Consider the following 20,592-nt stretch of genomic DNA (forward strand, 5'->3'; position numbering starts at 1 on the left):
GGAGCAACCATGAGTACATTACCGACATCGCCTCTTCCCCCCGATCCGCACATGTGCAGCAGCGATGAAGAGCAAACCCGCAGCCCATTGTCGCTGTACTCAGAATATCAACGGATGGATATTGAGCTGCGCTCACCGCATGCTATGCCTGCCAGCCACTGGCATGGGCAGGTGGAGATTAATGTGCCGTTTGATGGCGACGTTGAGTACCTTATCAACAACGAAGTGGTGCAGATAAAACAGGGGCACATTACGCTTTTCTGGGCCTGTACGCCGCATCAGCTCACGCGTCCGGGCAGCTGCCAAAGCATGGCTATCTTCAATTTACCGATGCACCTTTTCCTTTCCTGGCCGCTGGATCGCGAACTGATCAACCACGTTACCCATGGCATGGTCATCAAATCGCTGGCGTCGCAGCAGCTAAGCACCTTTGAAGTTCAGCGCTGGCAACAGGAGCTGAGCAACCCGAACGAGCAAATTCGCCAGCTCGCCATTGATGAAATTGGTCTGATGCTCAAGCGGTTTAGCCTTTCCGGCTGGCAGCCAATCCTGGTCAATAAAACTTCGCGGACGCACAAAAACAGCGTTTCGCGGCACGCCCAGTTTTACGTAAGCCAGATGCTGAGTTTTATTGCCGATAACTACGATCAGGTGCTCACTATCAACGACGTCGCGGAACACGTGAAGCTCAACGCCAACTACGCGATGGGGATTTTCCAGCGCGTGATGCAACTCACCATGAAGCAGTACATCACCGCAATGCGGATCAATCACGTCCGCGCATTGCTTAGCGATACCGATAAAACCATTCTTGACGTCGCGTTGACCGCGGGATTCCGATCCAGCAGCCGTTTTTATGACACCTTCAGCAAGTTTGTCGGCATGTCGCCGCAGCAGTACCGCAAACTGAGCCAGCAGCGCCGGCAAACAATGGCTGGCTGAGCAGCCAGAAACCACCGGCGTTACCCCGGCCTACGATCCCTATCGTTCGCCGATATCAGTATCAGCCAAAAAAATATTCCCCCTGTCGATAAACAGCGGTGAAAAATCGCCAATAAGCAAACATAACTATTTGTTTAAAAACAAATTAACCCGAAATCAGACTATTTATCACCCGCTTTACAGCCCATTTTGTCAGGATAATACTTGCCTGCGTCACATTCATACGGTGTGTCTGCAATCCATAAATTGCAACCTTTCCACAACCGGGTAAAAGATGATGAAAGTATTAATTGTTGAAAGTGAGTTTCTGCATCAGGACACCTGGGTCGGTAGCGCTGTCGAACGTCTGGCTGATGCATTAAGCCGCCAAAATGTTACCGTCATTAAGTCCACCTCATTCGACGATGGTTACGCAATCCTCGCCGCTAATGAAGCCATTGATTGCCTGATGTTCAGCTATCAAATGGAACAACAAGACGAGCACCTGAACGTCAGGCAATTGATCGGCAAGCTCCACGAGCGCCAGCAAAACGTTCCCGTTTTCCTGCTGGGCGATCGCGAAAAAGCCACCGCATCGCTGGATCGCGACCTGCTGGAGCTTGTCGATGAATTCGCCTGGATTATGGAAGATACCGCAGACTTTATCGCCGGACGTGCCGTTGCGGCGATGACCCGTTACCGCCAGCAGCTTCTGCCGCCACTGTTCAGCGCGCTGATGAAGTACGGCGACATCCATGAATACTCCTGGGCGGCGCCTGGTCACCAGGGCGGTGTCGGATTTACCAAAACGCCGGCGGGTCGTTTTTACCATGATTACTACGGTGAAAACTTATTCCGGAGCGACATGGGTATTGAACGCGCATCGCTCGGCTCACTGCTGGATCATACCGGCGCATTTGGCGAGAGCGAAAAATATGCCGCCCGCGTGTTTGGCGCTGACCGCTCCTGGTCCGTAGTGGTCGGGACTTCCGGCTCTAACCGCACCATCATGCAGGCTTGTATGACCGACAACGACGTCGTGGTGCTGGATCGTAACTGCCACAAATCTATCGAGCAGGGGTTGATCCTCACCGGCGCAAAACCGGTGTATATGGTGCCAAGCCGCAACCGGTACGGCATTATCGGCCCAATCTACCCGCAAGAAATGCAACCTGAAACATTGCAGAAAAAAATCAGCGAAAGCCCGCTGACCAAAGGCAAGGCCGGGCAAAAACCGTCTTACAGCGTTGTGACCAACTGTACTTATGACGGTGTTTGCTACAACGCCAAAGAGGCCCAGGACCTGCTCGCGCAAACCAGCGATCGCATCCACTTCGATGAGGCCTGGTACGGCTATGCCCGCTTTAACCCAATTTATGCCGATCACTACGCCATGCGTGGCGCGCCCGGCGATCATAACGGTCCTACCGTTTTTGCGACCCACTCGACCCACAAACTGCTGAACGCGCTCTCTCAGGCGTCTTACATTCACGTCCGTGAAGGTCGTGGGGCCGTGAACTTCTCCCGCTTTAACCAGGCGTACATGATGCACGCCACCACCTCTCCGCTGTATGCCATCTGCGCATCAAACGACGTGGCGGTCTCCATGATGGACGGCAACAGCGGTCTGTCGCTCACTCAGGAAGTGATCGACGAAGCGGTCGATTTCCGTCAGGCCATGGCGCGTTTGTACAAAGAATTTTCCGCCGAAGGCGACTGGTTCTTCAAACCGTGGAACAAAGAAGTGGTAACTGACCCGCAAACCGGCAAAACCTATGACTTTGCCGATGCGCCAACCCAACTCCTGACCACTGACCAGAACTGCTGGGTGATGCGCCCGGGTGAATCCTGGCACGGGTTTAAAGACCTGCCGGATAACTGGAGCATGCTGGACCCAATCAAAGTCAGTATTCTGGCGCCGGGGATGGGCGATGATGGCGAACTGGAAGAGAGCGGCGTACCGGCAGCGCTGGTCACCGCCTGGCTTGGCCGCCACGGTATCGTGCCGACCCGTACCACCGATTTCCAGATTATGTTCCTGTTCTCAATGGGGATTACCCGTGGGAAATGGGGCACGCTGATCAATACCCTGTGCTCATTCAAACACCATTACGATGCCAATACACCGCTGGCGCAGGTGATGCCAGAACTGGTTGAGGAACATCCTGACACTTACGCCAACATGGGCATTCACGATCTGGGCGACACCATGTTTGCCTGGCTGAAAGAGAACAACCCTGGCAGCCGACTCAACGCGGCCTACTCCGGCCTGCCTGTTGCTGAAATCACCCCGCGTGAAGCCTATAACGCGATAGTCAGCGATAACGTTGAGATGGTGGCCATTGAAAATCTGCCGGGTCGTATAGCTGCGAATTCCGTGATTCCTTACCCACCGGGAATTCCAATGCTGCTGTCCGGGGAAAACTTTGGCGACGCCAATAGCCCGCAGATTAGTTATCTACGTTCGTTGCAGTCCTGGGACCACCACTTCCCTGGATTTGAACATGAAACCGAAGGAACGGAAATTATTGACGGTGTATATCACGTCATGTGCGTGAAAGCATAATGTCACTTTATAGATAGTCCGATTTTTAAGGTAGACATGTCATGCTTGAGTAATTCCTGAGTATTGCTGCAAAACAATAACATTGTCATACCTTTTTGCGCGGGACCACCCCGCGCTTTTTTTATACGCAATTATCACGTTTCCACTTGCGTAAAAAAAAGTGTACATAAGAAAAATCCCACCAAACATTGTAATTAATTTCAGACACGTTATTTTAATGCGGTCCTGGATTCATCATACAATTTCAATTTAGCCGATACGGTTCATCTGATGGTGAGCTACGGTGTTTTATGTTCATATTCCTGGAGTTTGGGTATGAGGGTTTGCAGCAGAGCAGCTTGTGTTGTTGTATTAACGGAGAAGGATGTTTGGTTAAGGATTAACGGTAAAGAAGCCATCAGCTTAAAAGCTAATCATATGGCGCTGGTAGCATGCGATAATAATATTATCGATTTCTCATCACTTAATAACGCACTGGTCGTACATATCAGCCGTGATATCATTAAAGACTATCTACGTTTTTTAAATAAAGACCTTTCACAGATCCCACTCTGGCAACGCAGTGCCAACCCAGTGATAACCGCCGTCTGTCTGACGCCGGATGTCTTCCGGGTGGCTGCCCAATATAGCGTAATGGACACAATGGACGAAGGTGAAAGTGTGCGCACGCGCTCGCTACTGTTCACGGTGTTATCACGCTTTCTCGGCAGCAAAAAGTTTATTTCTCTGCTCATGCATATACTACGCAGTCGTATCAGCGACAGCGTTTATCACATTATTGAGAGCGATATACACAAAGACTGGAATTTAAGCATGGTTGCCAGTTGCTTATGCCTGAGCCCCAGTTTGTTAAAGAAAAAGCTCAAAAGTGAAAATACAAGTTACAGCCAAATAATTACCACGTGTCGCATGCGTTATGCCGTCAATCAATTATTGATGGATGGCAAAAACATTTCCCAGGTCTCTCAACTGTGCGGATATAACAGTACCTCGTACTTTATATCCGTATTCAAAGAGTTCTATGGGATGACGCCTCTGCATTATGTCAGTCAACATAGGGAGCCATCCGCTGCCTGATTTTTAATCAGTTAGCGATAAGCCATAATAATATCAGCATTAGCGATACCCCCAGTCCGCCATCATAAAATAGTCTTCTGAAGAGGTATGATAAGACGTCATTTATCCTTATCAGGAGTTACTAAATATGTCGACGGATGCTGATGCTCACAAAGTGGGCTTAATCCCCGTCACCCTTATGGTGTCGGGGAATATTATGGGTTCCGGTGTATTCCTGCTACCCGCAAACCTTGCGTCAACTGGCGGGATTGCAATCTACGGATGGTTGGTCACTATTATCGGTGCTTTGGCGCTGTCGATGGTGTACGCGAAAATGTCGTCCTTAGACTCCAGTCCCGGTGGTTCTTACGCTTATGCCCGCCGCTGTTTCGGTCCATTTTTGGGCTACCAGACCAACGTCCTGTACTGGCTGGCTTGCTGGATTGGTAACATCGCCATGGTGGTTATTGGCGTCGGTTACCTGAGCTACTTCTTCCCCATCTTAAAAGATCCGCTGGTCCTGACGCTGACCTGCGTCGTGGTACTGTGGATCTTCGTATTGCTGAACATTGTCGGACCGAAAATGATCACCCGTGTACAGGCCGTCGCAACGGTACTGGCGCTGGTGCCAATTGTCGGTATTGCCGTCTTCGGCTGGTTCTGGTTCCGGGGTGAAACCTATATGGCGGCATGGAACGTCAGCGGTATGAACACCTTCGGTGCGATTCAAAGCACTCTGAACGTAACCTTGTGGTCATTTATCGGCGTGGAAAGCGCCTCCGTCGCGGCAGGTGTGGTTAAAAATCCCAAACGTAACGTGCCTATCGCCACCATGGGCGGCGTGCTGATTGCCGCCGTTTGCTATGTGCTCTCCACCACGGCGATTATGGGTATGATCCCTAACGCGGCGCTGCGTGTTTCAGCCTCCCCGTTCGGTGATGCCGCACGCATGGCGCTGGGTGACACCGCTGGGGCGATTGTCTCCTTCTGTGCTGCGGCCGGGTGCCTTGGTTCCTTGGGCGGCTGGACGCTGCTTGCCGGGCAAACCGCCAAAGCGGCAGCCGATGACGGCCTGTTCCCACCGATTTTTGCCCGCGTTAACAAAGCCGGTACGCCGGTAGCCGGGTTAATTATCGTCGGCGTTCTGATGACCATCTTCCAGTTCAGCAGCATGTCGCCAAACGCTGCGAAAGAGTTTGGTCTGGTCTCTTCGGTCTCCGTTATCTTCACGCTGGTGCCGTATCTGTACACCTGCGCCGCGCTGCTGCTGCTCGGCCATGGTCACTTTGGTAAAGCGCGTCCGATGTACTTACTGGTGACCTTTATCGCTTTTGTTTACTGCATTTGGGCGGTTGTCGGTTCCGGTGCCAAAGAGGTGATGTGGTCATTCGTCACACTGATGATCATCACCGCGCTGTATGCACTGAACTACAATCGGATCCATAAAAACCCATATCCATTGGATGCTCCGGTAAACAATAACTAACACAAACAGTCGTCGTTGCCCGATGGTGTAAGGCCATCGGGCCAACGCCGCCCCCCGCGATTCCTGAAATCAACATTAAGAACTTAAGGTTAGCTTAATTTTACTTTGAGAGGATTTGTACCACTTAGTCGATGGAACCCCCTTAATGTTAAAGCACCTGTTTAAAAGACCCACTCTTGGGCTAATCAGCTGGCTTCTCCTGATCTCATTTTATCTTGCGACTTTCCTGAACATTGCGTTCTATAAACAAGTGCTGCAAGCCCTGCCGCTGGATTCCGTGCGTAACGTGCTGGTGTTTTTGTCGATGCCGGTCGTCGCTTTCAGCGTCATGAACATTGTGCTGACGCTGGCCTCATTCCTGTGGCTTAATCGCCTGGTGGCCTGCGTTTTCATTCTGGTTGGCGCATCGGCCCAATATTTCATCATGACCTACGGCATCATCATTGACCGCTCGATGATCGCCAATATGATGGACACCACACCCGCCGAAACCTTTGCTTTGCTGACGCCGCAAATGCTCATCACGCTCGGAGTAAGCGGCATTCTCGCCGCGCTCATTGCCTGCTGGGTAAGAATCAAACCGATCGCCCCGGCCATGCGCAGCGTACTGTTCCGTGGCGCGAATATTCTGATCTCCGCGCTGCTGATCGTGCTGGTCGCCGCGTTCTTCTACAAAGATTACGCCTCACTGTTTCGCAACAATAAAGAACTGGTGAAATCCCTCAGCCCATCCAACAGCATTGTGGCGACCTCTTCCTGGTATTCACACCAGAGGCTGGCCCACCTGCCGCTGGTACGCATTGGCGAAGACGCCCATCGCAATCCGTTGATGGTGAAAGAAAAGCGTAAGAACCTGACTATTGTGGTGCTCGGCGAGACCTCACGCGGCGATAACTTCTCGCTGTCAGGCTATTCGCGCCAGACCAACCCGTTGCTGGAAAAAGATGATGTGGTCTATTTCCCCCGCACCACATCCTGCGGAACGGCAACGGCAGTATCTGTCCCCTGCATGTTCTCGGGTATGCCACGTGCGCACTACGATGAAGAACTGGCGCAGCATCAGGAAGGCGTGCTCGACATTATTCAGCGGGCGGGAATTAACGTTCTGTGGAACGACAACGACGGCGGCTGCAAAGGGGCATGCGACCGGGTACCGCACCAGAATATGACTAAGCTGAACCTGCCAGGGCAGTGTATTGACGGGGAATGCTACGATGACGTGCTGTTCCACGGGCTGGAAGAGTACATTAATAACCTGCAAGGCGACGGCGTGATTGTGCTGCACACCATCGGCAGCCACGGTCCGACCTATTACAACCGCTATCCTGCGCAGTTCAAGAAATTTACGCCAACCTGTGACACCAACGAAATCCAGACGTGTTCACAGCAACAGTTGGTCAATACCTATGACAACACCATTCTTTACGTCGACTATATTGTTGATAAAGCAATCAATATACTGAAAGAGCATCAGGATAATTTCACCACCAGCCTGGTCTACCTTTCCGATCACGGTGAATCCTTAGGGGAAAATGGCATCTATTTACACGGCCTGCCGTATTCGATTGCACCAGATACGCAAAAACATGTGCCGATGCTGCTGTGGCTCTCAGAAGATTATCAGCAACGCTATCAAGTCTCTCAGACATGTTTGCAAAAACGGGCAGGCTCAGAGGACTTCTCACAGGATAATTTCTTCTCAACCCTGCTGGGATTAACAGGCGTGCAAACACAGAAATATCAGGCGGCAGATGATATTCTGCAACCCTGCCGGGGAGGCTAAACGAATGAAAATTCTGATTGTTGAAGACGATACGTTGTTATTACAGGGACTGATACTCGCCGCGCAAACAGAAGGCTATGCCTGCGACGGCGTATCAACGGCCCGTGCCGCGGAGCAGTGTCTGGAGACCGGCCATTACAGTCTGGTGGTTCTGGACCTGGGCTTACCGGATGAAGACGGCCTGCACTTCCTGAACCGCATCAGACAGAAAAAATACACCGTGCCGGTGCTTATCCTCACCGCCCGCGATACAGTGAAAGACCGAGTCAGCGGGCTGGACGTTGGCGCCGATGACTATCTGGTCAAACCGTTCGCACTGGAAGAACTGCATGCCCGCATCCGGGCGCTGCTGCGTCGTCATAACAATCAGGGTGAAAGTGAACTCATTGTCAGTAACCTGACGCTGAATATCGGTCGTCGCCAGGTGTGGATGGATGGACAAGAGGTTATCTTAACGCCGAAAGAATACGCACTCCTGTCGCGCCTGATGCTTAAAGCGGGCAGCCCGGTACACCGGGAAATCCTGTATAACGACATCTACAGCTGGGATAACGAACCGTCGACCAATACGCTGGAAGTGCACATTCACAACCTGCGGGACAAAGTGGGTAAATCACGTATCCGCACAGTCAGGGGATTTGGCTATATGCTGGTTGCCACTGAGGAAAGCTAAGTGAAGCTACTGCAATATCTAAAAAAACCGCTCCCGCTGCGTCATCGCCTGATGCTGACCATCGGTCTTATTCTGCTGGTCTTCCAGTTGATTAGCACCTTCTGGCTGTGGCACGAAAGCACCGAACAAATACAGCTATTTGAGCAGGCGTTACGCGAAAATCGTAACAACGATCGCCACATACTGCATGAAATCCGCGAGGCCATCGCCAGCCTGATCGTCCCCGGTATCTTTATGGTCAGCCTGACGCTGCTGATTTGCTACCAGGCAGTGCGACGTATTACTCGCCCGCTGGCGGATCTGCAAAAAGAGTTAGAAACGCGGGCAGCCGATAACCTTGCTCCGATTGAAGTTCATAGTTCAACCGTTGAGATCCAGGCGGTCGTCTCAGCGCTCAACGAGCTGGTGACGCGGCTGACGAGCACCATTGAAAACGAACGCTTATTTACCGCCGATGTCGCCCACGAACTGCGCACCCCACTGTCAGGCGTTCGCCTGCATCTGGAATTACTGTCCAAAACCCATAAGGTCGACGTTTCACCGTTAATTGCCCGCCTTGACCAAATGATGGACAGCGTGTCGCAACTGCTGCAACTCGCCCGCGTTGGACAGTCGTTCTCGGCCGGGAGCTACCAGCACGTCAAACTGCTGGAGGACGTGATTTTGCCCTCCTATGATGAACTCAGCACCATGCTGGACCAGCGTCAGCAGACGCTGCTCCTACCGCAAAGCACGGCGGACGTTGTCGTACGTGGCGATGCGACGCTATTACGAATGCTGCTGCGAAATCTGGTGGAGAACGCGCATCGTTACAGCCCGGAAGGCACCCATATTACGATTAGCCTGAATACAGAGCATGATGCCGTTATCGCCGTCGAAGATGAAGGCCCTGGCATTGATGAGAGTAAATGCGGGGAGCTGAGTAAAGCGTTTGTGCGTATGGACAGTCGTTTTGGCGGGATTGGGCTGGGGCTGAGCATTGTCAGTCGTATCACCCAGTTACATCACGGGCATTTCTATTTGCAAAATCGTCAGGGAACCACCGGCACTCGCGCTTGGGTGGAATTAGAGAAAGGTCAGTAAGAACTCACCCAAACGTACAAAAAGCTGCTGACGATCAGCACGCTGCACACGGTGGTCAAACTTTCATAAATGCGGTTTTTCATGACACTCTCCTCCGATACTCTGGAGGAGAGTTTGCCTGACACAGATTAAGCCAACCTTAAGTGGATATGATAAATCACATGATTACTCATCAATCCGCGGATGCTGCTGCACCAGGCGCGTACGCTTAAGCTGCAGCTCAGCAATTTCCTGATCGATATCTTCGATTTTATGCTCAATATTATCGTAGTGCTCGCCGAGGAGCTCTTTCGCTTCATGAATATCCGAAGCGGCAGGCGTAGCCCCCTTCAGAGGCTGATTAGCCGTCTCTTTCATGGTCACGCCGGTAATTAAACCTATCACCGCAATCACCATCAGATAATAAGCAGGCATCATCAGATTCTGCGAGCTTTCCACCAGCCATGCGGCCAACGTCGGTGTCAGACCGGCGACCAATACCGAGATATTAAACGCTGCGGCCAGGGCACTGTAGCGAATATGCGTCGGGAACATCGCTGGTAACGTTGACGCCATCACCCCGGTAAAGCAGTTGAGGATCACCGCCAGCATCAGCAACCCGGCGAAAATCAGGCCGATGACGTTACTGTTAATCAGAATAAATGCCGGAATAGCCAGCACAAACAGCGCAATACTGCCCATAATCACAAACGGACGGCGTCCGAAGCGGTCGCTGAGCAGACCCATCACCGGCTGCACAAACAGCATACCAATCATGATGGCGATAATAATCAGCACGCCGTGGTCTTCAGAGTAATGCAGGTTATGCGACAGGTAGCTCGGCATATAGGTGAGCAGCATGTAGTAGGTGACGTTGGTGGCAATCACCAGACCAATACATGCCAGCAGGCTGCGCCAGTGCCTGGTCGCAATCTCTTTAAACGACACCTTCGGACCGTCCTGCAGTCCCTGACGATCGCCCTGCTCCAGTTTATCCACGTGCTGCTGGAACGCCGGAGTCTCTTCCAGTGCATGACGCAAGTACAGGCCAATAAGCCCTAACGGTAGCGCCAGGAAGAACGGAATACGCCAGCCCCACTCAAGGAAGTTTTCTTCGCCGACGATAGTTGAGATCAGGACTACCACGCCCGCACCCAGCACAAACCCGGCAATCGAGCCGAAGTCCAGCCAGCTGCCCATAAATCCGCGCTTACGGTCTGGCGAGTACTCTGCGACAAAAATCGACGCCCCGGTATACTCTCCGCCGACTGAGAACCCCTGCGCCATTTTACACAGCAACAGCAGAATCGGCGCCCAGATACCAATCGAGGCATACGAGGGAATGAGACCGATACAGAAGGTACTTATCGACATAATCACAATAGTGATAGCGAGGATCTTCTGACGACCGTATTTATCGCCAAGCATACCGAAGAACAATCCGCCAAGCGGTCGAATCAGAAAGGGAACAGAGAAGGTGGCAAGTGCAGCAACCATCTGTACGCTGGGGTCAGCCCCCGGGAAGAACACTTTACCTAATGCGTAAGCAACAAACCCATAAACACCAAAATCAAACCACTCCATCGCATTACCTAACGACGCCGCGGTAATGGCTTTTCGCAGTTTACCGTCATCAATGATGGTAACGTCGCGCAGCGTAATTGGTTTTATTTTTTTCCTTTTTAGCATACTCGTCCTCATAGACTTAGCCCTGTCACGCTACAGTTCGAGTCCCTCAACGCCCCTGCGTCAAGGTCATCACCGAGCGGGGAATGCACAGACGCATTCCCTGTAACAAGCGTAGCAGGTTTACTTACACTGACGAGAAACGAGCAGTACAACCGAACCTGTTGACGCCTGATTGGGCGGTTAATGACCTCTTTACCCTAACAGTGTTTAAATTTGTGATCAACTTCACATATAGATTTCCATTTCGTCAACATGCGTAAATCAGGTCATTCTTAGTCAACTTTTTAACATGTAATGCTTGCGATTTTCTGGCAATTAAATACAAGAATAAATCGCTTTGTTGCACCAACAATCACAACAGTCACTATTATTCTGCTAGGCAAAAACCCACCTAATCTCTTCACAAAAAGATCACAGCTTTTTTAATAATCAGAGCACTCAGGAACTTTTGCTCGGAATATGTGATGAAGATAACTAAAACATCGTTTTATTTTGATTGAATCAATGTTCCCATGAATGCAAACTAATTCCAGACGCAATATCCCTGGGAGCAGTAACACGCTCAACGTATGCCGCGTTAGATTTTATAAAACAAAGAGATAGCTGTTTTCTTTGTTAAGAAACATCAGTAATTACTTGAATTTATTAATTTTTATTTCCTTGCGCGTGTATTACCTGCGACAAGAGATGAGGACGCTTATGAAAATTAAAGCCACGATTGAACGCATCCCTGGCGGAATGATGTTGATTCCTCTGTTATTAGGCGCAGTGTTAAATACGTTAGCTCCGGATACCGGCGCGTATTTCGGTTCGTTTACCAAAGGAATGATCAGCGGAACGGTGCCGATTCTGGCAGTGTGGTTTTTTTGTATCGGTGCATCTATTGATTTACGGGCAACCGGCACGGTATTACGCAAATCCGGCACACTGGTATTAACTAAAATAGCCGTGGCATGGGTAGTGGCAATGATTGCTGCTTCATTTATTCCTGATACCGGTATTCAAACCGGGTTCTTTGCCGGTCTTTCGGTACTGGCAATTGTTTCAGCGATGGACATGACCAACGGCGGTTTGTACGCCAGCCTGATGAACCAGTACGGAACCAAAGAAGAGTCTGGCGCATTTGTGTTGATGTCTCTGGAATCCGGTCCGTTAATGACCATGGTGATCCTTGGCTCCGCGGGTCTGGCGTCCTTCGAACCACACCATTTTGTCGGCGCGGTATTACCGTTCCTGATTGGTTTTGCGTTGGGTAACCTGGATCACGATCTGCGTTCCTTCTTCAGTAAAGCCACGCCGGTGCTGATCCCGTTCTTCGGCTTCGCGCTGGGCAACACGATTAACCTGAGCGTCATCGTTGATACGGGTCTGCTGGGCATCCTGCTGGGCGTCGCGGTTATCGTCATCACCGGTATTCCGCTGATTATTGCTGACCGCGTTATTGGTGGCGGGAACGGTACGGCAGGCGTAGCAGCCTCATCTGCGGCAGGCGCTGCAGTGGCAAACCCGGTGATTATCGCCCAGATTAACCCGGCATTTGAACCGGTTGCCGCATCCGCTACGGCGCTGGTTGCCGCCAGCGTGATAGTCACCGCGATTCTGGTGCCGATTATCACCGCGCTGTATGCCAAACGTTTTAATAAAAACCCGGTCGTCAATGAGACGGCGGCTACCCCGGCAGACTCCCTGCACCACTAAACCTGCCTTTATCCCACTCACCGTTCCTGCTCAATTGATGAGCGGGGACGGTGCAAAAATCTCCTCAACCATCGCATCAACCAGCCGCTTCGCCGAACACAATCTCGGCATGCCCAACGCCACATTTTGCCAACGCTGCGTCACCGACCAACTCACCGGATGACGCTGCGCATCGCACCAGTCCCCGAGCCAGCTCAACATATCGTTGTGCTCACCCGAGCCGCCAACAACCGGCGTGCTGAGCCAATGATGATAGTAATGACGCGTGGCGGGGGCCGCATTCACGCTGTCTGCCAGCGCCTGAGCGGCCATCGTTCGCAGGTTGTCTTTTAGCATTGACACCACATCGGCATTTGCTAACCGGCAGGCGTCACCAAAGGCTCCCCAACGCAGCTCCTCTAACGCCACAAAACAGCGTCCAGGTAACGACCAGCCGTCATACGCGCCAGCCCGCCAGCGGGTAAAAATTTGCTCGCTATGTTCGCCCGCTTGCACCGTCAGGCCGCGTTGCGTCACCGCCTTCTCTTTATAAGCGCCGCGCTGGGTAAACCAGTCAGCGAGTGAATTTATCTGCTGCAGAAGACCGGGCGTGGAGAGTCCACGCGGGTGTTCGGTTTGTTGTAAAAACATCAACCCTTCGGCGATCTGTACCAGCGCCAGATGGCCCGGATCGATCATGCCCGCCAGTTTTTCCACCAGTTTTAGACGCATCACCAGATGCTCGCTGGACACGCCTGCCAACACCCATGCTCGCAGTTGCGTCTGGGATAACACCTCCTGCGTCAGGCGCGCACGCAGCCGCTGCTGCTGTTGCAGAAAACCGCCGGAACGTTTGGTTTCATCTCCCTGAACCAGATCGACCATAAACTTCGGGTAGACACACTCCAGCGTCCGCCCGGGGCCTTCCAGTAACACGTTAGTCATGTGTGCTCGGTTGCAAAAAGGGTATTGATATCGTCGCGCAGCAAGCGGGAATCTTCATAAAGCCATGCCGCAGTCGTAATGCGATGCTGCAGTTGTTCGTTCAAGGCATTCACCGCAGATTCATTTTGCTGGCGCAGGGTCAAACTCTCACGCAGGCTCGCCTGTAATTGCGTCAAACACAGTGAAAAATCAGCAAAAAACGTGGCCATGCCTGCCGTAACGGAAATATCGACCTGCGCAGCTAAAGCTTTACGAATTTGTTGGCAAAACTGGGTGACATAGTGCACAAGGTTCTTATGCAGTGCGCCCATATCAATGAGATAACGCGTTTTTGTTTCGACGTACTCATTCCATCCCCAGTTAGGCTGATTCAACCAGCGAGAGAAGGTATCACGCACCACACCGCCAGTTGACGGCGCATTTTCCGCCGGAATATCCTGCTCAATGGCCTCGTTAAACAACTGGCGGGTGTTGAAGTTAAACATCGCCGCATGAAACGCCGGAAAACGGATCCGTGCACGAAAACCAGCGTGGTTCAGCTCCTCTTTCACCCGCTGCTCAATGGGGCGCATGGCGTCATTTAGCGCCCGGGACAGCGTCGACTCAAGCTGTTCAAAGCGCAGAGCTAAATCCCGACTGATGCTTTCCTGCGCTGCCAGCAAGACAACTTCACAGGACGAGCGCATTTTATCCAGCACGATTTTCGCCTGCCCCTCATCGTGCAACACCAGCATTTCTCCGGCCATTTCTGCCGAGGAAACGCCAGCCCCCTGGCCATGTTGTGACATCATCAGGACGTTTTCTTTGATAAAGAACGTGTTGATGCCGCACAGAATCTCAGTCTGTTGCTCATTGAGATAGGCCGCGGCAGCCTCCAGCGCCAGCTCGACCTCATGACTGACTTCATCACTCACCCGCCCCTGACTCACTTCTAACTGCTGCATATCCTCTTCAATATGCGTGATGTTCAGCCGCAGTTTTTCATAGGCAACCGTTAACCCATGGGCGCGAAACTCCAGATATTCGTGCGCGCTTTGCGCATAGTTCAATAACTTATGCGACGCTGAGCGTAGCGCATACAGCGAAGCATTGGCGTAAGCAGCATGAATCACTTTCTGGATCGGCTGCTCAAACAGCGAATCCTCCCACAACAGATCGGCTGCATGGCGAATGTGCTCCGTATCCTCAAGATCGTTGGTGCACCAGCGTCGGCCAAGCGCCGCTTCGGCAAAATCCTGTACCCAACGTTGCACCTGGTGATCCGGCAGCCGCCCGCGAGTCATCAGCTCATGACGCGCCCTGTTCGCCAGATACCCCCACATCGAAGAAACCGGATAGATTCGCTCCGGGGCAATCCCACCTTGCATCAGCGTGCCGGAAATTAATGCCCGCACCTGCTCTTCATCGTCACTGTTGCGGTCTTTCTGATCGAATTTGTTCACCAGCGCATACAGCGGCACTGACTTGCCGACCGCCATGATCGCGTGGCGCACTTCTTCATCGGAAATCGATTTCAGTTGGGTATAATCCATCACCACCAGTACCGCAGAAGCCCGCGCCAGCTGTTCATTCAGCATCTTTTGTAGATGCGGTTGCCCGGCCTCATTCGGCCCCGGCGTATCCAGCAGGGTTAATTGCCCCGGATAGCTCGTCTGACCGGCCAAATGGACAAATTCGACCTCGATAACCGGAATATGCTCAATCGCGGTATAGGCGGCAAAAGGAAAATCCACTTCCAGTGCTTTTGACAAACGCACCAGGTCATTCAGACTTTTAAGGCAATGGAAAATAGGCTGTGCGCCAAGATAATACCGCTCAAATGCCACGCCGTTTTCAATATGCTGCAGCAGGACATTCATATCCTTATCAATTTCCAGGGTCTGCGTAAGACGCTGGCGATCGCACTCGCGTACGCGCTGCTGTAAAACCTTCATTAAGGCATCGATAGGCGTGACATGTGAAAAATGCAACACCGGCTCTTTCTGCCCCGGCGTATGGCGAATTAGCGTTGGTAGCGCCGTCATGGGACGATTACGATTAGGTAAAACTTCGGTCCCCACAATCGCGTTAATCGTCGTCGATTTTCCCGCTTTCATAGTACCGACAATCGCCAGCACCATTTCCAGACGCGTAATCTTACGCAGTTCATTATTGAGCGTTGCCTGCTGGACATCCATGCCACGCGCGCTGAAATGCAGAGGCTGAACCACCTGTCTGCTATGCTCTCCTTGTTTTAGCGCGACATCATCCAACGACGTCATAGGCAATTTTTGCAATTGCCTGAGATGTTCAAGCGAGAGCATCAGCAAGCGTTCCGCTTCCTGACTTAATTCATATATTGTCTGTGTGTGCATGGAAAATTCTTCCTTAACGCAAATGGCATTACTTTTATTTAGCCCAATCGTTTTATTTATAGATTTTTTGGCTTTTATAATTACGTGTAGAAATAATTAAAATCAAAACAACCAACTGATATTATTAAAATAAATTTGGTGTATAACCGCTGGCCGGATGCCTCTCACTTATGTAATAAGTAAGAAAGATAAACAGCGTAGTTCAGTTTTAAAAAATACCCGCGTAATCCCCCTACTAAAATTAAGGGGGTCAATGATATTCAATCACAATGGCTTAGGCATCCGTAAGCAACGTTACCTATGAATATCAGATATTTCGCCTCACCTTATCTTAAATACCTAAGCGTAGCAATTTCCCTTAAAAAATATTCCGCCATACTTTCATTGAGGTAAAAGCAAAGGATCTTTACAGCAGATCATTTTGCATAATCGCGCAGTAGTCCCGACAAAAGCAGGGATTTTATGTATAATTGCGGCCTTTTTCGGCAATCTGCCATTTTTGGGCGCATTTGCCCCTGCTGACTTTTGAGGAAATCCACATGTCATTACCACACTGCCCACAATGCAACTCCGAATACACTTACGAAGATAACGGCATGTTCATCTGCCCGGAATGCGCTCACGAATGGAACGATGCTGAACCGGCTCAGGACAGCGACGAACTGATCGTTAAAGATGCCAACGGCAACCTGCTGGCTGACGGCGACAGCGTTACCGTAGTGAAAGACCTGAAGGTAAAAGGTAGCTCTTCCATGTTGAAGATCGGGACCAAAGTGAAGAACATCCGTCTGGTTGAAGGCGACCACAACATCGATTGCAAAATCGATGGCTTTGGCCCAATGAAGCTGAAATCTGAGTTTGTGAAAAAGAACTGATGCAAATTGCCTGATGGCGCTACGTCAATCAGGCCGATGCCAGCTCATCTGCCAGGCGGGAAGCTCATACTTCCCGCCTGGCTTATTTTTGCAGACGATAACTACACTTAACTGGTTTCTTTTACCTGAGGTAAAGATTATGCCGTTAAGTCCCTATATCTCCTTCGCAGGCAACTGCGCTGATGCTATCGCCTACTACCAAAAAACATTAGGCGCTGAGCTACTCTACAAAATCAACTTCGGTGAAATGCCCAAACCGGCGCAGAACAGCGAAGAGGGTTGCCCTTCAGGCATGAAATTCCCCGATACCGCCATTGCCCACGCCAACCTGCGCGTTGCGGGCAGCGACATCATGATGAGCGATAGCGCCCCCGACGGAAATGCCCACTACTCTGGCTTTACGCTGGTACTCGACACGCAAAACGTCGACGAAGGCAAACGCTGGTTTGATAACCTGGCAGCAAACGGAAAAATCGAAATGGACTGGCAGGAAACCTTCTGGGCTCATGGTTTCGGTAAAGTGAGCGATCGGTATGGCGTGCCGTGGATGATCAACGTCGTCAAACAGCAGCAACCTACAGAGTAATCCAACGGGAGGCCAGCCCTCCCGTACTGTCATCAAAAATCGCTCAACTCTTCATCACCAAGTAACCATCCCTTAACGAAAACGTCACATTGATCCGCCACGATGGGGCCACTTTTTAAGGGAGGCCGCATCATGCAAACGATTATTCGCGTCGAAAAACTCTCCAAGTCCTTCAATCAACATCAGGCGCTCAATGCGGTTGATCTGAACATCTGTTCCGGTGAGATGGTGGCTCTGCTTGGGCCGTCTGGCTCCGGCAAATCCACCCTTTTACGTCATTTAAGCGGTTTGATCGTCGGTGATAAATCCCCGGGTAGCCACGTCGAACTGCTGGGTCGCACCGTTCAACATGAAGGCCGCCTGGCGCGCGATATCCGCAAAAGCCGCGCCCACACCGGCTACATCTTCCAGCAGTTCAATCTGGTTAACCGCCTGACGGTACTGGAAAACGTCCTGATCGGCGCACTCGGCAGCACGCCGTTTTGGCGCACCTGTTTTAGCTGGTTTAGCCAGGAACAGAAACAGCGTGCATTACAGGCGCTGACCCGCGTTGGCATGGCGCACTTTGCATACCAGCGCGTTTCCACGCTTTCGGGCGGGCAACAGCAGCGCGTGGCGATTGCCCGCGCGCTGATGCAGCAAGCCAAAGTGATCCTTGCCGACGAGCCGATAGCCTCGCTGGACCCGGAATCCGCACGCATCGTGATGGACACCCTACGCGACATTAACCAGACCGACGGCATCACCGTGGTCGTCACGCTGCATCAGGTGGATTACGCCCTGCGCTACTGCGAACGCATTGTCGCGCTTCGTCAGGGCAACGTCTTCTTTGATGGCAGCAGCCAGCATTTTGATAACGATCGTTTTGACCATCTCTACCGCAGCATGAACCGCGTCGAACAGAACGCGCAGGCTGCATAGTTCTAAAAAACCAGGCGTTATTGGCGCAGCCAGGCTGGCAAGTGAAATAGCCTGGAACAAAGACTAATTAAGGAAACAACATGAGCTATAAGACCGTTGCCGCGCTGGCCTTTACCAGCATGTTCAGCATCAGCACCTTGTTCAGCCCGGCGCAGGCCGAAGAGCAAGAAAAAGCGCTGAACTTTGGCATTATTTCGACCGAATCACAGCAAAACCTGAAGCCACAGTGGGAACCGTTCCTGAAGGACATGGAAAAATCGTTGGGCGTGAAAGTGAACGCCTTCTTCGCCCCGGACTACGCCGGGATCATTCAGGGAATGCGTTTTAACAAAGTTGATATCGCCTGGTACGGCAACCTCTCGGCAATGGAAGCGGTAGATCGCGCTAATGGACAAGTGTTTGCCCAAACCGTCGCTGCCGACGGCTCCCCGGGATACTGGAGCGTGTTGATCGTTAACAAAGACAGTCCGATCAACACCCTGAACGATCTGATCGCCAAACGTAAGGATCTGACATTCGGCAACGGCGATCCCAACTCAACGTCAGGCTTCCTCGTCCCCGGTTACTACGTCTTCGCCAAAAATAACATCTCCGCCAGCGACTTCAAACGCACCGTTAACGCCGGACACGAAACCAACGCGCTGGCCGTCGCCAACAAACAGGTCGATGTCGCCACCAACAACACCGAAAACCTCGACAAGCTGAAAACCTCCGCGCCGGAAAAATTGAAAGAGCTGAAGGTTATCTGGAAGTCACCGCTGATCCCGGGCGATCCGATCGTCTGGCGCAAAAACCTCTCCGAAACCACCAAGGACAAGGTGTACGACTTCTTTATGAATTACGGCAAAACGCCGGAACAAAAAACCGTCCTGGAACGCCTGGGATGGGCACCGTTCCGTGCCTCCAGCGACCTGCAACTGGTACCGATTCGCCAACTGGCGCTGTTTAAAGAGATGCAGGGCGTGAAGGGCAACAAAGGGTTGAACGAGGAAGAGAAAACCAGCAAAACCTCGGCGCTGAAAGCGCAGCTCGACGACCTTGACCGTTTGACCGCCGCCCTGGGCGCCATGACCAGCGTGACTAAAGCGGTGCAGTAAACCTGATGCCCGGTGGCGTTTCGCTTACCGGGCAGACGATGTTCTGTAGGCCGGATAAGGCGCAAGAGCTGCCATCCGGCGATAAACCTACGCACGGAGCTAAACATGCAAACCATCACCGTCGCCCCGCCCAAACGTAGCTGGTTCTCACTGCTGAGCTGGGCCATTCTTCTCGCCGTGCTGGTGGTCTCGTGGAAAGGTGCCGAAATGGCTCCGCTCACGCTGATCCAGGATTCCGGCAATATGGCGACCTTCGCCGCCGACTTCTTTCCGCCAGACTTCAGTCAGTGGCAGGACTATCTCGGTGAAATGGCCGTCACCCTGCAAATTGCCGTCTGGGGTACCGCCCTCGCCGTTGTGCTGTCGATTCCCTTTGGCCTGATGTGCGCCGATAACCTCGTACCGTGGTGGATTTACCAGCCGATGCGTCGCCTGATGGACGCCTGCCGCGCCATCAATGAAATGGTCTTCGCCATGCTGTTCGTGGTCGCCGTGGGTTTAGGTCCGTTCGCCGGGGTAATGGCGCTGTTTATCCACACCACCGGGGTGCTCTCCAAGCTGCTTTCGGAAGCGGTAGAAGCCATTGAGCCAGGTCCGGTAGAAGGCATTCGCGCCACCGGGGCCAACAAAATTGAAGAGATTCTGTACGGCGTTCTGCCACAGGTCATGCCGCTGCTTATCTCCTACTCGCTGTATCGCTTTGAATCCAACGTTCGCTCGGCCACGGTGGTCGGAATGGTGGGTGCGGGCGGTATTGGCGTGACCTTATGGGAGGCGATTCGCGGCTTTCAGTTCCAGCAAACCTGCGCCCTGATGGTGTTAATCATCGTCACCGTCAGCCTGCTGGATTTCCTTTCCCAGCGTTTGCGTAAGCACTTTATCTGATTAGCGAGGCATTGAT

At 52.0% G+C, this 20,592-nt stretch carries 17 protein-coding genes; 13 read left to right on the top strand and 4 right to left on the bottom strand.

Annotated features, from left to right (window positions below; all coding sequences use genetic code 11):
• Positions 1–9: 9 nt before the first annotated feature.
• From melR to pmrB, 7 genes are all read left to right on the top strand, one after another.
• Complete coding sequence (melR, locus tag HV314_RS23090; RefSeq protein ID WP_016155413.1) at positions 10–942, top strand: transcriptional regulator MelR; 933 nt, start codon at positions 10–12, stop codon at positions 940–942.
• A gap of 277 nt (positions 943–1,219) precedes the next feature.
• Positions 1,220–3,487: an arginine decarboxylase gene (gene adiA, locus HV314_RS23095; RefSeq protein ID WP_016155412.1), complete on the top strand. Its 2,268-nt coding sequence runs from the start codon at positions 1,220–1,222 to the stop codon at positions 3,485–3,487.
• Between the two features lie 315 nt (positions 3,488–3,802).
• The gene (locus HV314_RS23100) at positions 3,803–4,564 is read left to right on the top strand and encodes an AraC family transcriptional regulator (RefSeq protein ID WP_181546797.1); all 762 of its coding nucleotides are present in this window, start codon (positions 3,803–3,805) and stop codon (positions 4,562–4,564) included.
• A gap of 127 nt (positions 4,565–4,691) precedes the next feature.
• A complete protein-coding gene (adiC, locus tag HV314_RS23105) occupies positions 4,692–6,029 on the top strand; it encodes an arginine/agmatine antiporter (RefSeq protein WP_016155410.1) in 1,338 nt (445 codons plus the stop codon).
• A 145-nt stretch (positions 6,030–6,174) separates the two neighbouring features.
• Complete coding sequence (eptA, locus tag HV314_RS23110; protein ID WP_181546799.1) at positions 6,175–7,812, top strand: phosphoethanolamine transferase EptA; 1,638 nt, start codon at positions 6,175–6,177, stop codon at positions 7,810–7,812.
• 4 nt (positions 7,813–7,816) lie between these two features.
• A complete protein-coding gene (pmrA, locus tag HV314_RS23115) occupies positions 7,817–8,485 on the top strand; it encodes a two-component system response regulator PmrA (RefSeq protein ID WP_016155408.1) in 669 nt (222 codons plus the stop codon).
• Positions 8,486–9,568: a two-component system sensor histidine kinase PmrB gene (gene pmrB / locus HV314_RS23120; protein ID WP_016155484.1), complete on the top strand. Its 1,083-nt coding sequence runs from the start codon at positions 8,486–8,488 to the stop codon at positions 9,566–9,568.
• On the opposite strand, the gene pmrR is transcribed toward pmrB, so the two are convergent.
• Positions 9,562–9,651, bottom strand: coding sequence for an LpxT activity modulator PmrR (pmrR, locus tag HV314_RS23125; RefSeq protein WP_016155406.1), 90 nt, complete (start codon positions 9,649–9,651; stop codon positions 9,562–9,564). The two genes, pmrB and pmrR, sit on opposite strands and share 7 nt — an antisense overlap.
• Before the next feature lie 82 nt (positions 9,652–9,733).
• The gene (gene proP, locus HV314_RS23130; protein WP_016155405.1) at positions 9,734–11,236 is read right to left on the bottom strand and encodes a glycine betaine/L-proline transporter ProP; all 1,503 of its coding nucleotides are present in this window, start codon (positions 11,234–11,236) and stop codon (positions 9,734–9,736) included.
• Positions 11,237–11,935: 699 nt separating this feature from the next.
• Between proP and kdgT the strand changes: the two genes are divergently transcribed.
• The gene (kdgT, locus tag HV314_RS23135) at positions 11,936–12,934 is read left to right on the top strand and encodes a 2-keto-3-deoxygluconate transporter (RefSeq protein WP_016155482.1); all 999 of its coding nucleotides are present in this window, start codon (positions 11,936–11,938) and stop codon (positions 12,932–12,934) included.
• 30 nt (positions 12,935–12,964) lie between these two features.
• Here kdgT and HV314_RS23140 read toward each other — a convergent pair whose 3' ends face one another.
• Both HV314_RS23140 and crfC read right to left on the bottom strand, forming a co-directional pair.
• Positions 12,965–13,858 carry a diguanylate cyclase regulator RdcB family protein gene (locus HV314_RS23140; protein WP_181546801.1) on the bottom strand — a complete coding sequence of 298 codons (894 nt, stop codon included), beginning with the start codon at positions 13,856–13,858 and terminating at the stop codon, positions 12,965–12,967.
• Complete coding sequence (gene crfC, locus HV314_RS23145) at positions 13,855–16,212, bottom strand: clamp-binding protein CrfC (RefSeq protein WP_181546803.1); 2,358 nt, start codon at positions 16,210–16,212, stop codon at positions 13,855–13,857. The genes HV314_RS23140 and crfC overlap by 4 nt, the downstream gene beginning before the upstream one ends.
• 539 nt (positions 16,213–16,751) lie before the next feature.
• Between crfC and HV314_RS23150 the strand changes: the two genes are divergently transcribed.
• From HV314_RS23150 to phnE, 5 genes are all read left to right on the top strand, one after another.
• Positions 16,752–17,087: a zinc ribbon domain-containing protein YjdM gene (locus tag HV314_RS23150; RefSeq protein ID WP_003031835.1), complete on the top strand. Its 336-nt coding sequence runs from the start codon at positions 16,752–16,754 to the stop codon at positions 17,085–17,087.
• A 139-nt stretch (positions 17,088–17,226) separates the two neighbouring features.
• Positions 17,227–17,673 (top strand): VOC family metalloprotein YjdN, encoded by a 447-nt coding sequence (gene yjdN / locus HV314_RS23155; RefSeq protein ID WP_016155401.1) that lies wholly within the window; start codon positions 17,227–17,229, stop codon positions 17,671–17,673.
• A 132-nt stretch (positions 17,674–17,805) separates the two neighbouring features.
• On the top strand, positions 17,806–18,594 hold the full coding sequence (phnC, locus tag HV314_RS23160) for a phosphonate ABC transporter ATP-binding protein (protein WP_016155400.1): 789 nt from the start codon (positions 17,806–17,808) through the stop codon (positions 18,592–18,594).
• Between the two features lie 80 nt (positions 18,595–18,674).
• Entirely contained in the window at positions 18,675–19,691 is a 1,017-nt protein-coding gene (gene phnD / locus HV314_RS23165; RefSeq protein WP_181546805.1) for a phosphonate ABC transporter substrate-binding protein, read from the top strand.
• A 105-nt stretch (positions 19,692–19,796) separates the two neighbouring features.
• Positions 19,797–20,576, top strand: coding sequence for a phosphonate ABC transporter, permease protein PhnE (phnE, locus tag HV314_RS23170; protein ID WP_016155398.1), 780 nt, complete (start codon positions 19,797–19,799; stop codon positions 20,574–20,576).
• Positions 20,577–20,592 lie beyond the last annotated feature (16 nt).

Source organism: Citrobacter sp. RHBSTW-00887, assembly GCF_013728095.1.
In the GTDB taxonomy this organism is placed as follows: Bacteria; Pseudomonadota; Gammaproteobacteria; order Enterobacterales; family Enterobacteriaceae; genus Citrobacter; species Citrobacter braakii.

What these genes read in the sequence shown, in the direction of transcription:
- melR (WP_016155413.1), top strand. Translation starts at nt 10, where the DNA reads ATGAGTACATTACCGACATCGCCTCTTCCCCCCGATCCGCACATGTGC.
- adiA (WP_016155412.1), top strand. Translation starts at nt 1,220, where the DNA reads ATGAAAGTATTAATTGTTGAAAGTGAGTTTCTGCATCAGGACACCTGG.
- HV314_RS23100 (WP_181546797.1), top strand. Translation starts at nt 3,803, where the DNA reads ATGAGGGTTTGCAGCAGAGCAGCTTGTGTTGTTGTATTAACGGAGAAG.
- adiC (WP_016155410.1), top strand. Translation starts at nt 4,692, where the DNA reads ATGTCGACGGATGCTGATGCTCACAAAGTGGGCTTAATCCCCGTCACC.
- eptA (WP_181546799.1), top strand. Translation starts at nt 6,175, where the DNA reads ATGTTAAAGCACCTGTTTAAAAGACCCACTCTTGGGCTAATCAGCTGG.
- pmrA (WP_016155408.1), top strand. Translation starts at nt 7,817, where the DNA reads ATGAAAATTCTGATTGTTGAAGACGATACGTTGTTATTACAGGGACTG.
- pmrR (WP_016155406.1), bottom strand. Translation starts at nt 9,651, where the DNA reads ATGAAAAACCGCATTTATGAAAGTTTGACCACCGTGTGCAGCGTGCTG.
- proP (WP_016155405.1), bottom strand. Translation starts at nt 11,236, where the DNA reads ATGCTAAAAAGGAAAAAAATAAAACCAATTACGCTGCGCGACGTTACC.
- kdgT (WP_016155482.1), top strand. Translation starts at nt 11,936, where the DNA reads ATGAAAATTAAAGCCACGATTGAACGCATCCCTGGCGGAATGATGTTG.
- HV314_RS23140 (WP_181546801.1), bottom strand. Translation starts at nt 13,858, where the DNA reads ATGACTAACGTGTTACTGGAAGGCCCCGGGCGGACGCTGGAGTGTGTC.
- crfC (WP_181546803.1), bottom strand. Translation starts at nt 16,212, where the DNA reads ATGCACACACAGACAATATATGAATTAAGTCAGGAAGCGGAACGCTTG.
- HV314_RS23150 (WP_003031835.1), top strand. Translation starts at nt 16,752, where the DNA reads ATGTCATTACCACACTGCCCACAATGCAACTCCGAATACACTTACGAA.
- yjdN (WP_016155401.1), top strand. Translation starts at nt 17,227, where the DNA reads ATGCCGTTAAGTCCCTATATCTCCTTCGCAGGCAACTGCGCTGATGCT.
- phnC (WP_016155400.1), top strand. Translation starts at nt 17,806, where the DNA reads ATGCAAACGATTATTCGCGTCGAAAAACTCTCCAAGTCCTTCAATCAA.
- phnD (WP_181546805.1), top strand. Translation starts at nt 18,675, where the DNA reads ATGAGCTATAAGACCGTTGCCGCGCTGGCCTTTACCAGCATGTTCAGC.
- phnE (WP_016155398.1), top strand. Translation starts at nt 19,797, where the DNA reads ATGCAAACCATCACCGTCGCCCCGCCCAAACGTAGCTGGTTCTCACTG.